This window comes from Nocardioides sp. LMS-CY, assembly GCF_018732145.1.
Classification (GTDB): Bacteria; Actinomycetota; Actinomycetes; order Propionibacteriales; family Nocardioidaceae; genus Nocardioides; species Nocardioides soli.
In genome coordinates, this window is sequence record NZ_CP076104.1 from 2,391,202 (window position 1) to 2,403,342 (window position 12,141).

The window sequence follows — 12,141 nt, forward strand, 5'->3', positions numbered from 1 at the left end:
CAGACTGGGCCCATGCAGCTGCGACCGATCGCCTCCTCGGCGCTCCTGGCCGAGGTCGGCGACCCGGCGGCGGCGCTCGCGCTCGCGATGTGGGCGCGGTCGGCGCGGATCGAGGCGGTCGAGGTGGTCCCGGCCGCCGAGACGGTGCTCTTCGACGGGGTGCCCGACGTCGATGCGCTGGTGGCCCGGCTGCGGGAGTGGACGCCGGCGTCGACGGTGCCGGCGGGGGAGCGGGTCGAGGTCGGGGTCGTCTACGACGGGCCGGACCTGGCGTTCGTCGCCGAGGCGTGGGGCACCGACGTCGACGGTGTGGTGGCCCGGCACACGGACCTGGAGTTCGTGTCGGCGTTCTGCGGGTTCGCGCCGGGATTCGCCTACCTCGCCGGGCTGCCGGCCGAGCTCGCCGTGCCTCGTTTGGCGTCGCCGCGGTCGCGCGTGCCCGCGGGGTCGATCGGGCTGGCCGGTACCTGGTGCGGCACCTACCCGACGGCCTCGCCCGGAGGCTGGCGGCTGCTGGGCCGCACCGACGCGCGGCTGTGGGACGCCGATCGCGCCCGGCCGGCGCTGCTGGCGCCCGGCACCCGGGTCAGGTTCGTCCCGGCATGATCGCGTCCCGCAGCCTGCACGTGCTGGCGACCGGGCCGCTGGTGACCGTGCAGGACCGTGGCCGCCACGGGCTCGCGCATCTCGGGGTGCCGCGGGCCGGTGCGCTCGACGTACCGGCGGCGGACCTGGCCAACCGGCTGGTCGGCAACCACGCCGATGCGGCCGTGCTGGAGGTGCTGCTCGGCGGGCTGAGGCTGCGCGCCGGGACCGGCTGCTGGATCGCGGTGACCGGAGCGCCAGCTCCGCTGACCGTCGGCGGCTCCGCCCGAGCGCACGCCCGGGCGGAGTGGCTGCCCGCCGGCGCCACGCTGTCGCTGGGCACGCCGGTCGCGGGCGCGCGCAGCTACCTGGCCGTCGGCGGTGGCGTCGCCGTCACCCCGGTGCTCGGCTCGCGGTCCACCGACACGCTCGCCTGGGTGGGTCCGCCGCGCGTCGAGGCCGGCACGGTGCTGCCCGTGGGGGAGCCGACCGGCCAGCCCCGCCCGCTCGACACCCCGCGGGCGCCACGACCGGGCCCGCTGCGGGTCTCGGCCGGGCCGCGGGCCGACTGGTTCGGCGACGAGGCGCTCGACCGGCTGTGCGCCACGACGTACGTCGTCGCGGCCGACTCCGACCGGGTCGGCCTGCGCCTCGACGGGCCGGCGCTGCCGCGCCGGCGCTCCGGCGAGCTCGCCAGCGAGGGCATGGTCCTGGGTGCGGTGCAGGTGCCGCCGAGCGGCGTGCCGGTGGTGTTCCTCGCCGACCACCCGCCGACCGGCGGCTACCCGGTGCTCGCGGTGGTCGACGAGGCCGACCTGTGGCAGTGCGCGCAGCTGCGGCCGGGGGAGGAGCTGCGGTTCACTCGTCGTCGGGGGTCGGCGGACGCCAGGGGCTGAGCTGGGGGTCGTCCTCGGCGTAGCTGCGCACCGGCCCCGCCGGGGTCTGCGCGGTCTCGAAGCGCACGGTGACCACGCCGCGCCCCGAGCCCCACACCCAGCCCCGGCCCATCTCGACGTGGACGACGTCCATGCCGGGCGACCAGCTGCGCCGGGAGTGGTGGGGCACCTCGACCTCGGGCAGCTCGTCCTGCTCCTCCTCGGGCTCGCCGAACAGGTCCTCCTGCACCCAGTCGGCGAGCCCGGACACGCCCACGCCGAGCAGCCGGACGCCGCCCGAGGTGTCGAGATCCGCCAGCAGCGCCCTGGCCAGTCGCGCGATCGTCGCGGCGGCGTCGGTCGGCGACGACAGCGTCGTCGACCGGTTCAGCGTCGTGAAGTCGTGCAGCCGCACCTTGATCGTCACCGTGCGCCCCGACAGGCCCGACCGGCGCAGCCGCTGCGCCACGTCGCCCGCCTGCCGGGTCAGCAGGCGCTCCATCAGGTCGCGGTCGGTGAGGTCGTGGTCGTAGGTGCCCTCGACGCTCACCGACTTCGCCTCCCGCTCGGCGACGACGGGGCGGTCGTCCTGGGCCCGGGCGAGGGCGTGGAGCCAGTGACCGGAGGCCTTGCCGAGCAGCCGGACCAGCTCGTCCTCGCTCAGCGTCTCCAGCTCCTCGACCGTGTGTACGCCGACCCGGCGCAGTCGTTCCGCCGTGGCCGGGCCGACCCCGGGGATCACCGACGCGCTCATCGGGCGCAGCAGGTCGCGCTCGCTACCGGGCGGGACCACGACCAGGCCGTCGGGCTTGCGCAGATCGCTGGCGACCTTCGCGACGAACTTCGAGGTGGCGATGCCCACCGACGCGGTCAGCCCGCCGGTCACCTCGACGACCCGCTCCCGCAGGTGGGTACCGAACGCGGTCACGTCGGCCACCGTGAGGTCGCCGAGGAGTGGGTGGGCCTCGCGGTCGGCTGCGGCGAGGTCGACGAACGCCTCGTCCAGCGACAGCGGCTCGATCAGCGGCGAGACCGACCGGAGCAGCCCCATCACCTGCTCGCTGGTCTCGCGATAGGCGTGGAACCGGCCGGTGAGGAACGCCGCGTGGGGGCACCGCGACCGCGCCTCCCGCGTCGTCATCGCGGAGCGGACGCCGAACTGCCGCGCTTCGTACGACGCGGTCGCGACGACGCCCCGGCCGCCGACGCCGCCGACGACCACCGGCTTGCCCCGCAACGACGGCTTGTCGCGCTGCTCCACCGCGGCGAAGAACGCGTCGAGGTCGAGGTGCAGCACCGACGCAACTGCTCGCACCCGCGCAACCTATCGCGGGCCGCCGACGGTGCCGACCGAGAGGGACGGCCCGCCAACCGCGCACAGCCAGGCTTCCGACCGGGTCCTCCACAGGCCGGGCCGACGCCGGTTCCCGATGTCGGACCGCGCGGGGACCGTCGTGTCATGACGACAGACCACGCCGCCCGTGCCCGCCGACCCGACCCGACCTCGATGATCGTGCGTTCCCCCGAGGACGTGCTCGCGCTGGTGCCCGTGGTGTTCGGGTTCGAGCCGTCGGAGTCGATGGTGATGCTCACCTTCGGCGCCGATCCTCCCTTCCACGCTCGTGTGGACCTGCCGGCGCGCTCAGCCATCCCCGAGATGGCCGCGATGCTCGCCGAGCCGGCCCGGCGCCACGGCGCACCCCACGCTCTCCTCGTCGTCTACAGCCAGCGTGGCCGATTCGCCGACCGAGCGCTGCAGGCGACGGCCCGGGCCCTGGCCGACAGCGGGATCGAGGTCATCGACGCGCTGCGGGCCGATGGTCGCCGCTGGTTCCCGGTCCCCGTCCGCGGCACCCCGTCGATGGCGATCCCCGCGATCGGGGTGCCCTACGACCTCTCCGCGCACCGGTTCGCGGCCCAGGCGGTCTACGACGGCCGGGTGCTGCACACCTCCCGCGAGGAGCTCGCGAGGTCGATCGCCGCCGTGCCCGACCTGGTGGCACGGGTGGTCCCGGAGCTGGCCGCGCTCGGTCCGCAGGCACCGGCTCTCGACGAGGGTCAGTGGGCGCGCGAGCTCGTGGTGCGGCACACCGAGGCGGCGACCCGCCCCGACGACGGCGCGGTGGCCCGGCTGCTGCGCGGCATGCTCGACGTCCGGGTCCGAGACGCCGCGTGCTCGTCACTGTGTCGCGATCGCGCCCGCTCCCACGTGGAGCTCTGGACCGACGTGGTGCGGCGGGCGCCCGACCCGCTCGTGCCGGCTCCGTCGGCCGTGCTGGCCCTGGCCGCCTGGCAGGCCGGCGATGGTGCCCTGGCCTGGTGCGCCGTCGACCGCTGCTGCGAGGTCGAGCCCGACTACTCGCTCGCGCAGCTGGTCGGCGACCTGCTCACCCGCGCGGTGGCGCCCCAGAGCTGGGCGGGCATCGGCGACTGGACCCAGGGCATCGGGCCGGGCATCGGGCCGGGCATCGGGCCGGGCATGCCGCCTCCGGGGGTGGGGTAGTGGTCCGGCATGGGGAGGACGCGCACGGTCGGCGTGGAGGAGGAGCTGCTGCTCTTCGACCCGGCGACCCGCGAGGTGGAGGCTGCGGCCCCCGCCGTGCTCAAGCAGTTCCGCGAGCACGGTCACGGTCGCCGACGGCCTCGGGCGGCGACCGACGAGCTCGATCACGAGCTGTTCCGCCACCAGCTGGAGACGCGCACCGACCCCGAGACGGACCTCGGCGCCGTCCTCGCCCAGCTGGTGGCCGGCCGACGCACCGCCGGAGAGGCCGCCCGGGCCGCGGGCCTCCGGGTGGGTGCGTGCGGGATCGTGCCGCTCGGTGGGGACCGCTCCGTCGTCACCCCCCGCGACCGCTATCGCGACATGGTCGACACCTACGGCGAGGTCGCGCGGACCGGCGGCACCTGCGGGATGCACGTGCACACGGGCATCGACGGCGAGGAGGAGGGCGTGGCGGTCATCGACCGGATCGCGCCCTGGCTGCCGGTGCTGCTCGCGCTGAGCGCCAACTCGCCCTTCGTCGAGTCCCGCGATTCGGGGTACGCCTCGTGGCGGGCCCAGGTCTGGCCGCGGTGGCCGAGCGCGGGCCAGACCGAGCAGTTCGGGTCGGTCGAGTGCTACCGCGAGGTGAGCCGGATGCTCCTCGAGACCGGGGCGGCCCGCGACGCCGGGATGCTCTACTTCGACGCCAGGCTCTCCGAGGCGCAGCCGACCGTCGAGGTCCGGGTCTGTGACGTCTGCACCGACCCGGTGCTCGCGGTCGCCATCGTGGCGTTGGTCCGGGGCTTGGTCGAGACCGCGGCCCGGGACTGGCGGGCCGGTCGTCCGCTGCCCCGGTGGCGCGCGGAGGGGCTGCGGGCCGCGCACTGGCGGGCCTCCCGGTTCGGCATGGCCGACTCGCTGGTACACCCGAGATCGGGCCGCCTGGCGCCCGCCCGTGAGGTGGTCGACGCCCTGGTCGAGCGAGTTCGGGTCGTGCTCGACGAGGCGGATGACCTCGAGGCGGTCACGGCCGCGGTCGCCGGCAGCGTCAGCGACAACGGCGCCACCCGGCAGCGTGCCGCGTTCGAGCGCACCGGCGAGGTGGCCGGGGTCGTCGACGACCTGATCGCCCGTACCGAAGCCTCCTGGCGGAACACGGCCTAAGGTCTGGTCATGGGCGAAGAGGTCGAAGCTCAGGAGTTCTCCCGCCAGGACCGCACGCGGCACCGGGAGAAGGTGCGCCGCAACCTGGACGTGTTCGCCCGGATGCTGCGCGAGGCGCGCTTCGACACCGACGACCCGATGACGGGGCTGGAGGTCGAGCTCAACCTGGTCGACGAGGAGGGTGACCCCGCGCTCAAGAACGCCGAGGCCCTGGCGGCGATCGCCGACCAGGACTTCCAGACCGAGCTCGGCCAGTTCAACATCGAGATCAACGTGCCTCCCGCGAAGCTGCGCGAGGGCGGCCTCACGACGTTCGAGGCGAGTCTGCGGCGCAGTCTCAACGACGCCGAGTCGAAGTCCGCGGCGGTGGGCGCGCACATGGTGATGATCGGGATCCTCCCGACCCTGGCCGAGGGGCACATGAGTGTCGACAGCCTGAGCGCCAACCCGCGCTACAAGCTGCTCAGCGAGCAGATCCTCAACGCGCGGGGCGAGGACATCGCGATCGCCATCGACGGGGCCGAGCGACTGCGGGCCACGGCCGACTCGATCGTGCCCGAGGCGGCCTGCACCAGCACCCAGTTCCATGTGCAGACCTCGCCCGACCAGTTCGCGGCGTACTGGAACGCGTCGCAGGCGATGGCGGCGGTGCAGGTCGCCCTGGCGGCGAACTCGCCGTACCTGCTCGGCCACGAGCTGTGGCGCGAGACCCGGATCCCCCTCTTCGAGCAGGCGACCGACACTCGCAGCGAGGAGCTGAAGGCCCAGGGCGTGCGGCCGCGGGTCTGGTTCGGGGAGCGGTGGATCACGTCGGTCTTCGACCTGTTCGAGGAGAACGTCCGGTACTTCCCGGCGCTGCTGCCGGTCTCCGACGAGGAGGACCCGCTCGCCGTGCTCGAGGCCGGTGGGACCCCCACGCTCGCCGAGCTGCGGCTGCACAACGGCACGATCTACCGATGGAACCGGCCGGTCTACGACATCGCCGGCGGGGTGCCGCACCTGCGGGTGGAGAACCGCCTGCTCGCGGCGGGTCCCACGGTCGCCGACACGATGGCCAACGCCGCGTTCTACTTCGGCCTGGTCCGGGCCCTGGCCGAGAGCGAGCGACCCCTGTGGTCGCAGATGTCCTTCAGCGCCGCGGAGGAGAACTTCCACGCCGCGTCGCGGCAGGGCATCGACGCGCAGGTGTACTGGCCGGGCGTCGGCCAGGTGCGGGCGACCGAGCTGGTGCTGCGCCGGCTGCTGCCGATGGCCCGCGAGGGCCTGGCGTCGTGGGGCGCGTCCGGCGCCGAGAGCGACCGACTGCTCGGCATCATCGAGGAGCGCTGCCTGCGGGGTGCCAACGGCGCGGAGTGGTTCGTCGGCCGGGTGCGCGCCGAGGGCGAGCGGGACCGCTACGACGCCCTGCGCGCGGCCCTGCTCGACTACCGCCAGCGGATGCACACCAACGAGCCGGTGCACACCTGGGACTGATCGATCGGGGCGGCCGCCGGGAGCACTCACCGCTGCCGGAGCCGTTTCCACTCGCGGTGTACGCCGGTGCGCGGGTCGAGCCACCCGTGCCGGTTCACCACCACGAAGGTGAGTCCGAGACCCGCCTCGGCGGTCGCCGACCACGCGGCCGCGAGCCAGGCGAGGTCCGCGTCGCCGACCTCCAGCGGGGCCGACCTGGTCAGCCACAGCATCGGCACGGCGCCGCTGACCGGCGGGTGCCGGCGGGCGGCGCGCAGCAGGGCGGCGGCGACATCGGTGCGCAGGGCATGGTCGAGGACGTCCCCGGGCTCGGCCGCGAACAGCTCCTCCCGGGCGCCGGGCCAGCCCACGTGGAGCAGCGGCGGATGGACCCGCCGGCGCTCGCGCCGGCCGTGGTCGAGCACCGCCCGACGCAGCACTGCCTGCAGCGGCCGCCCCACCGGCTCTCGGATGCCGTCCATGCGTCTCCCGTCGTCGAGGACCACCCTCGTGCAGACGCGCCGGACGCGCCGGGCGTCCTCCACAGGCATGCATGGGCGTGGCCGGATCGGCTACGGTGCCGGTGGGCGCCCCGCCCGGATGGACCACCAGTCGCTGAGCTTGGGAGGATCGATGGGCAAGGTCGTCGTGGGTTACGTGCCGAAGCCGGAGGGCGAGGCCGCCCTGCGCACCGCCGTGGCCGAGGCCAAGCTGCGCGACGCCAGCCTCGTCGTGGTTAACTCCCACCGCGGTGGCTCCGACTTCGATGCCGAGGCGTCCACCCAGGCCGACCGTGAGATGGCCGCCGTCCGGAAGATCCTCGACGGGTCCGGCGTCGACTACGAGGTCCGTCAGCTGGTCCGTGGCTTCGAGCCCGCCGAGGACCTGATCAGCATCGCGGAGGCCAGTCAGGCCGAGCTGATCGTGATCGGCCTGCGCCGTCGTTCGCCGGTCGGCAAGCTGATCCTCGGCAGCAACGCGCAGCGGGTGCTCCTCGACGCGCACTGCCCGGTGCTGGCAGTCAAGGCCGACTGAGCCGCACCTCCCGCACCTTCCCACGCCGCACCTCGCTCCTCCGGAGCGCTCCCAGTGGTCCAGACCTGTCGTCCAGACCACTGGTGCTCGCCGATCCCCAGATTTGGGTAGCGACCGAATCCTTCGGCCGGGCCGTCTGAGCGCCGAGCCCTACGTTCCGGGTCATCCGGGAGACATGGCCGAGGTCGGGCATCGGTAGCAGCGGCCGCGTCATGTTCGCCCATCACGCGGGAGAAGGGCAGCACCATGGCACGACGAGCGACAGCCCTCATCGTGGCCCTGGCCATCGCAGCGCTGGGGACGACGATGATCATCTGGTACCTCCAGGGCGTCGACGCCCGGGCCGCCGACGGACGGGAGTACGTCGAGGTCGTGACGGCCACGGAGGTGATCGCGCCGGGTGAGTCCGTGCGGGACGCCCTGGTCGCGGACAAGCTCCAGACCCGCAAGGTGGTCCGCAACGACCTCAGCGGGGGAGCCCTGACGTCGACGGCGTCGATCAAGGACCTGGTCGCGCTGAGCACGATCTATCCCGGGCAGCAGCTGATCGCCGAGCAGTTCGGGCAGCCCGGGGGCGAGCAGGTGCTGGGCATCCCGGGCGAGCGGCTGGCGATCAGCGTCGAGCTCACCGATCCCGAACGGGTCGCCGGGTTCGTCACCCCGGGATCGCGGGTGGCGATCTTCGTGTCGGGCGACCCGGAGCTGTACCTCAAGGACGGGTCGACCCGGAAGCTGCCGCCGCTGACGAGGGTGCTGCTGCCGAAGGTGCAGGTGCTCGGGGTCGGCGACACGACCGTCACCCCCCGGACCACCAAGGACGATGACGGCACCGAGACCACCGAGCAGGTCCCGCGGACGATCCTCACGATCGCGGTCAGCCAGAAGGAGGCCGAGCGGGTCATCTACGGCGCCCGCAACGGCGACCTGACCTTCGCGCTCCGCACCGACAAGAGCCGGGTCGTCAACGGCCCCGGCACCACCGCGCGCGAGCTCGCGCCCGAGCTGTTCCGAGGAGTGTCATGACCACGATCGTCGAGACCGACCCGCAGGTGGCGGGGCTGGTCCAGCAGCTGATGCCGGGCACGCCGTCCGTGCTCACCACGACCGACCGGCTCGCCCGCCACCTCGAGCGGCACCCCGAGCACGCCGTCGTCCTGGGCCCGTCGGTCCCGGTGGAGGACGCGCTCCGGGTCGCCGAGCAGAATCGCATCCTCCGTCCCGCGCTCGGCGTCGTCCTGCTCCGCGACAGCGTGGACGACGGGGTGCTCGCCCGTGCGATGCGGGCCGGCGTGCGCGAGGTCGTCGCGAGCGACGACCTGCCCGCGATCGGCAGCGCCGTACGCCGGGTCGAGGCGATCGCCCGCGCCATGTCCGGCGTCCAGGAGCAGGCCGGGCCCGAGGGAGCCCGGGGTGGCCTGGTCACGGTGTTCTCGACGAAGGGTGGGGTGGGCAAGACGCTGGTCGCCACCAACCTCGGCGTCGCGCTGGCCGACCTCGGCCACCGGGCCTGCCTCGTCGACCTCGACATCGAGGGCGGCGACGTGGCGGTGATGCTCTCGCTGGCGCCCCAGCACACGCTCGACGACCTGGCCCGGTTCGACGGCAACCTCGACCAGAGTGCCGTCGAGTCGCTGCTGACCCGGCACTCCGACCGGCTCGCGGTACTCGCCGCGCCGGTGCAGCTCGGGACCGTGGTCTCGCCGGCGTCGGTGGGCGCCGTGCTCGACCTGCTCAAGCAGATGTTCGACGTGGTCGTCGTGGACACCAGCGGCTCCTTCGACGACCAGGCCCTGCAGGCCCTCGACCACAGCGACCTGCTGGTGCTGGTCGGGACGCTGGACATCCCGGCGCTGAAGAACCTCAAGCTCGCGGTCGGCACTCTCGATCTGCTCAACTATCCGCGGGACCTGTGGCGGGTGGTGCTCAACCGGGCGGACGCGAAGGTCGGCCTCTCGGTCGAGGAGTTCGAGAAGACGCTCGGGGTGCGCAGCACGGTCACGATGCCCACCACCCGCGAGGTGCTGGTCGCCGTCAACCGGGGCGAGCCCGCGGTCCGTGCGTACGCCGGACGTCCGGTGGGTCGCACCCTCGCCTCGTTCGCGGCGGCGTTGTCGCGCGACCTCGCCTTGCCGGCGGCCGGCCGGGCCGCCGCGGCCCGCGACCGTCGCCGAGGTCGGCGACTGCGGAAGGCGGCGTGACATGGCACTCTCCGACCGGCTCCTGGCGGCACACCAGGACCGGTCGCGCGCAGCGGGAGGCGCCGCCGAGGAGGCGTCGTCGCAGCCCTCCGAGCCGACGCCCGGACGCCACCTCGCACGGGACCCCTTCGGTGACCTCAAGCGGATGGTGCACGTCCAGCTCGTGAGCGATCTCGGGCCGCAGCTCTACGACGTCAACATGACCTCCGACGACCTCGAGCAGCTGGTGCGCACCGCCCTCCAGACCGCCGTGGCCGGCAGCGACCAGCCGATGTCGGGTGCCGACCGCAGTCGGGTGGTCCAGGAGATCGCCGACGACATCCTCGGCTACGGCCCGCTCGAGCCGTACCTGCGCGACCCGGATCTCACCGAGGTGATGGTGAACGGTCCCAGCGACGTCTTCGTCGAGCGGGCGGGCCGCATCGTGCGGGTGGACGCGGCGTTCAACGACGAGGCGCACCTGCGCCGCACCATCGACAAGATCGTCGGCCGCGTCGGCCGGCGGGTCGACGAGACCAGCCCGATGGTCGACGCCCGGCTCACCGACGGCAGCCGGGTGAACGCGGTGATCCCGCCGCTGGCGCTCGACGGCTCGATGCTCACCATCCGCAAGTTCGCCGCCGACGCGTTCACCGCCGACGACCTCGTCGCGGCCGGCACGCTCGGCCGGGAGGCCGCCGACCTGCTCGCCGCCTGCGTGCGCGGGCGGCTGAACATCCTGGTGTCCGGCGGCACCGGCGCCGGCAAGACGACGACGCTCAACGTGCTGTCGTCGTTCATCGCCAGCGACGAGCGCATCGTGACGGTCGAGGACGCCGCCGAGCTGCGGCTGCACCAGGAGCACGTGCTGCGGCTGGAGTCGCGGCCGGCCAACATCGAGGGCCGGGGCGCCGTCACCATCCGCGACCTGGTGCGCAACGCGCTGCGGATGCGGCCCGACCGCATCGTCGTCGGCGAGATCCGCGACGCCGCGGCGCTGGACATGCTGCAGGCGATGAACACCGGGCACGACGGCTCGCTGTCGACCGTGCACGCCAACTCGCCGCGCGACGCGCTCGCGCGGGTCGAGACGATGGTGATGATGGCCGGGATGGAGCTGCCGGTCCGGGCGATCCGGGAGCAGGCGTCCAGTGCGATCGACCTGGTCGTCCAGCAGGTCCGCCTCAAGGACGGCAGCCGCAGGATCACGGCGATCACCGAGATCGTCGGGATGGAGGGCGACGTCATCACGCTCCAGGACGTCTTCCTCTTCGACTTCGCCGCGGGGTACGACGAGCACGGGGCCGCCCGCGGTCAGCTGCGGTCCACCGGGCTCCGGCCGCGGTTCCTGGACCGGCTGGCGGAGCGCAACGTGCACATCGACCCGACGGTGTTCAGCGCGGCAGGGGCCGCGGCATGAGCACCTTCCCCGTGCCGCTGCTGCTCGGCGCCGTCGCGATCGGTGCGGGCCTGGCCCTGGCGGTCGGCACCGTGCTCGTTCGTCCCGCGCTGCCGTCGGCCGACCGTCGGCTCGCGACGTACTTCGGCGAGGGCACCGGGCAGCGGGAGGGTGCCGGGGTGCGCGGCGTGGCCGTGCTGGTCGCCCAGGCCGTGGTGCCCGGCGACGTCGAGGCCCGGCTCGCCCGCCGGCTCTCCGGCGCCGGCATGGCGGTCCGCCCGGCGGAGTGGGCGGTGATCCACGCCGCCGTGGCGCTCGTCGTCGCCGGCCTGGGCTTCGCGCTGGGCGGGCTGGCCCTCGCGCTGGTCTGTCTCGCGCTCGGGGTGCTGGCGCCGCTGGTCTACCTGCGGATCCGGCACGCCCGGCGGCTGGCGGCGTTCAGTGGGCAGCTGCCCGACATGCTGACGATCATCGCGAACAGCCTGTCGGCCGGTCTCTCGGTGCCCCAGGCGATCGACACCGTGGTCCGGGAGGGCCAGGAGCCGATCGCGGGGGAGCTGCGCCGGGCCCTCGTCGAGCAGCGCCTCGGCGTCGACATCGGCGACGCCCTCGACGGCATCGCCGCCCGGATGGGCAGCGTCGACTTCGCGTGGGTGGTGATGGCGATCCGGATCCAGCGCGAGGTCGGCGGCAACCTCGCCGAGGTGCTCGAGACCGTCGCCGAGACGCTCCGGGAGCGCGAGTTCCTCCGCCGGCAGGTGCGCACGCTCAGCGCCGAGGGCCGGCTGTCGGCGTACATCCTCGGCGGGCTCCCGGTCGCGATGTTCTGCTACCTGATGGTCGCGAACCGCGAGTTCGCCGAGCCCCTCTACACGACCCTGCTCGGGCTGGTGATGCTCGGCGCCGCGGTCGCGCTGGTGTCGGTCGGCGGCTGGGTGATGTCGCGCATGGTCAAGGTGGAGGTCTGAG

12 protein-coding genes are annotated in these 12,141 nt (G+C 73.9%); 10 read left to right on the plus strand and 2 right to left on the minus strand.

Annotated features, from left to right (window positions below; all coding sequences use genetic code 11):
- The first annotated feature begins 12 nt into the window (after positions 1-12).
- Positions 13-606, plus strand: a complete 594-nt coding sequence (locus KM427_RS11530; RefSeq protein ID WP_183590296.1) for a 5-oxoprolinase subunit B family protein — start codon at positions 13-15, stop codon at positions 604-606.
- Positions 603-1,481 carry a 5-oxoprolinase subunit C family protein gene (locus KM427_RS11535; protein WP_215527269.1) on the plus strand — a complete coding sequence of 293 codons (879 nt, stop codon included), beginning with the start codon at positions 603-605 and terminating at the stop codon, positions 1,479-1,481. Before KM427_RS11530 ends, KM427_RS11535 begins: the two co-directional genes overlap by 4 nt.
- Here KM427_RS11535 and KM427_RS11540 read toward each other — a convergent pair.
- The gene (locus tag KM427_RS11540) at positions 1,444-2,775 is read right to left on the minus strand and encodes a DNA polymerase IV (protein ID WP_183590294.1); all 1,332 of its coding nucleotides are present in this window, start codon (positions 2,773-2,775) and stop codon (positions 1,444-1,446) included. The two genes, KM427_RS11535 and KM427_RS11540, sit on opposite strands and share 38 nt — an antisense overlap.
- A gap of 144 nt (positions 2,776-2,919) precedes the next feature.
- Between KM427_RS11540 and KM427_RS11545 the strand changes: the two genes are divergently transcribed.
- From KM427_RS11545 to KM427_RS11555, 3 genes are read left to right on the plus strand one after another with little or no spacing between them, the layout of a single operon-like run.
- Positions 2,920-3,963: a DUF4192 domain-containing protein gene (locus tag KM427_RS11545; protein ID WP_215527270.1), complete on the plus strand. Its 1,044-nt coding sequence runs from the start codon at positions 2,920-2,922 to the stop codon at positions 3,961-3,963.
- Positions 3,964-3,972: 9 nt separating this feature from the next.
- Positions 3,973-5,109 carry a carboxylate-amine ligase gene (locus tag KM427_RS11550; RefSeq protein WP_215527271.1) on the plus strand — a complete coding sequence of 379 codons (1,137 nt, stop codon included), beginning with the start codon at positions 3,973-3,975 and terminating at the stop codon, positions 5,107-5,109.
- 9 nt (positions 5,110-5,118) lie between these two features.
- Positions 5,119-6,582 (plus strand): glutamate-cysteine ligase family protein, encoded by a 1,464-nt coding sequence (locus KM427_RS11555; protein WP_215527272.1) that lies wholly within the window; start codon positions 5,119-5,121, stop codon positions 6,580-6,582.
- A gap of 26 nt (positions 6,583-6,608) precedes the next feature.
- Here KM427_RS11555 and KM427_RS11560 read toward each other — a convergent pair whose 3' ends face one another.
- Positions 6,609-7,043: a hypothetical protein gene (locus KM427_RS11560; RefSeq protein WP_215527273.1), complete on the minus strand. Its 435-nt coding sequence runs from the start codon at positions 7,041-7,043 to the stop codon at positions 6,609-6,611.
- A 151-nt stretch (positions 7,044-7,194) separates the two neighbouring features.
- Here KM427_RS11560 and KM427_RS11565 point away from each other — a divergent pair, with 151 nt between their 5' ends.
- The 5 genes from KM427_RS11565 to KM427_RS11585 all read left to right on the plus strand — a co-directional run bounded on the left by KM427_RS11565 (position 7,195) and on the right by KM427_RS11585 (position 12,140).
- Positions 7,195-7,596: a universal stress protein gene (locus KM427_RS11565; RefSeq protein WP_183590289.1), complete on the plus strand. Its 402-nt coding sequence runs from the start codon at positions 7,195-7,197 to the stop codon at positions 7,594-7,596.
- Positions 7,597-7,842: 246 nt separating this feature from the next.
- Positions 7,843-8,619 carry a Flp pilus assembly protein CpaB gene (cpaB, locus tag KM427_RS11570; protein WP_215527274.1) on the plus strand — a complete coding sequence of 259 codons (777 nt, stop codon included), beginning with the start codon at positions 7,843-7,845 and terminating at the stop codon, positions 8,617-8,619.
- Entirely contained in the window at positions 8,616-9,794 is a 1,179-nt protein-coding gene (locus tag KM427_RS11575; RefSeq protein ID WP_215527275.1) for a CpaE/TadZ family protein, read from the plus strand. The genes cpaB and KM427_RS11575 overlap by 4 nt, the downstream gene beginning before the upstream one ends.
- Before the next feature lies 1 nt (position 9,795).
- On the plus strand, positions 9,796-11,193 hold the full coding sequence (locus tag KM427_RS11580) for a TadA family conjugal transfer-associated ATPase (RefSeq protein WP_183590286.1): 1,398 nt from the start codon (positions 9,796-9,798) through the stop codon (positions 11,191-11,193).
- Positions 11,190-12,140, plus strand: a complete 951-nt coding sequence (locus tag KM427_RS11585) for a type II secretion system F family protein (protein WP_215527276.1) — start codon at positions 11,190-11,192, stop codon at positions 12,138-12,140. Before KM427_RS11580 ends, KM427_RS11585 begins: the two co-directional genes overlap by 4 nt.
- Position 12,141: the final 1 nt, after the last annotated feature.

Excerpts from the sequence above, each read along its gene's own strand:
- KM427_RS11555 (WP_215527272.1), top strand. The coding sequence starts at position 5,119 with ATGGGCGAAGAGGTCGAAGCTCAGGAGTTCTCCCGCCAGGACCGCACG.
- KM427_RS11530 (WP_183590296.1), top strand. The coding sequence starts at position 13 with ATGCAGCTGCGACCGATCGCCTCCTCGGCGCTCCTGGCCGAGGTCGGC.
- cpaB (WP_215527274.1), top strand. The coding sequence starts at position 7,843 with ATGGCACGACGAGCGACAGCCCTCATCGTGGCCCTGGCCATCGCAGCG.
- KM427_RS11580 (WP_183590286.1), top strand. The coding sequence starts at position 9,796 with ATGGCACTCTCCGACCGGCTCCTGGCGGCACACCAGGACCGGTCGCGC.
- KM427_RS11565 (WP_183590289.1), top strand. The coding sequence starts at position 7,195 with ATGGGCAAGGTCGTCGTGGGTTACGTGCCGAAGCCGGAGGGCGAGGCC.
- KM427_RS11575 (WP_215527275.1), top strand. The coding sequence starts at position 8,616 with ATGACCACGATCGTCGAGACCGACCCGCAGGTGGCGGGGCTGGTCCAG.
- KM427_RS11550 (WP_215527271.1), top strand. The coding sequence starts at position 3,973 with ATGGGGAGGACGCGCACGGTCGGCGTGGAGGAGGAGCTGCTGCTCTTC.
- KM427_RS11585 (WP_215527276.1), top strand. The coding sequence starts at position 11,190 with ATGAGCACCTTCCCCGTGCCGCTGCTGCTCGGCGCCGTCGCGATCGGT.
- KM427_RS11560 (WP_215527273.1), bottom strand. The coding sequence starts at position 7,043 with ATGGACGGCATCCGAGAGCCGGTGGGGCGGCCGCTGCAGGCAGTGCTG.
- KM427_RS11545 (WP_215527270.1), top strand. The coding sequence starts at position 2,920 with ATGACGACAGACCACGCCGCCCGTGCCCGCCGACCCGACCCGACCTCG.
- KM427_RS11535 (WP_215527269.1), top strand. The coding sequence starts at position 603 with ATGATCGCGTCCCGCAGCCTGCACGTGCTGGCGACCGGGCCGCTGGTG.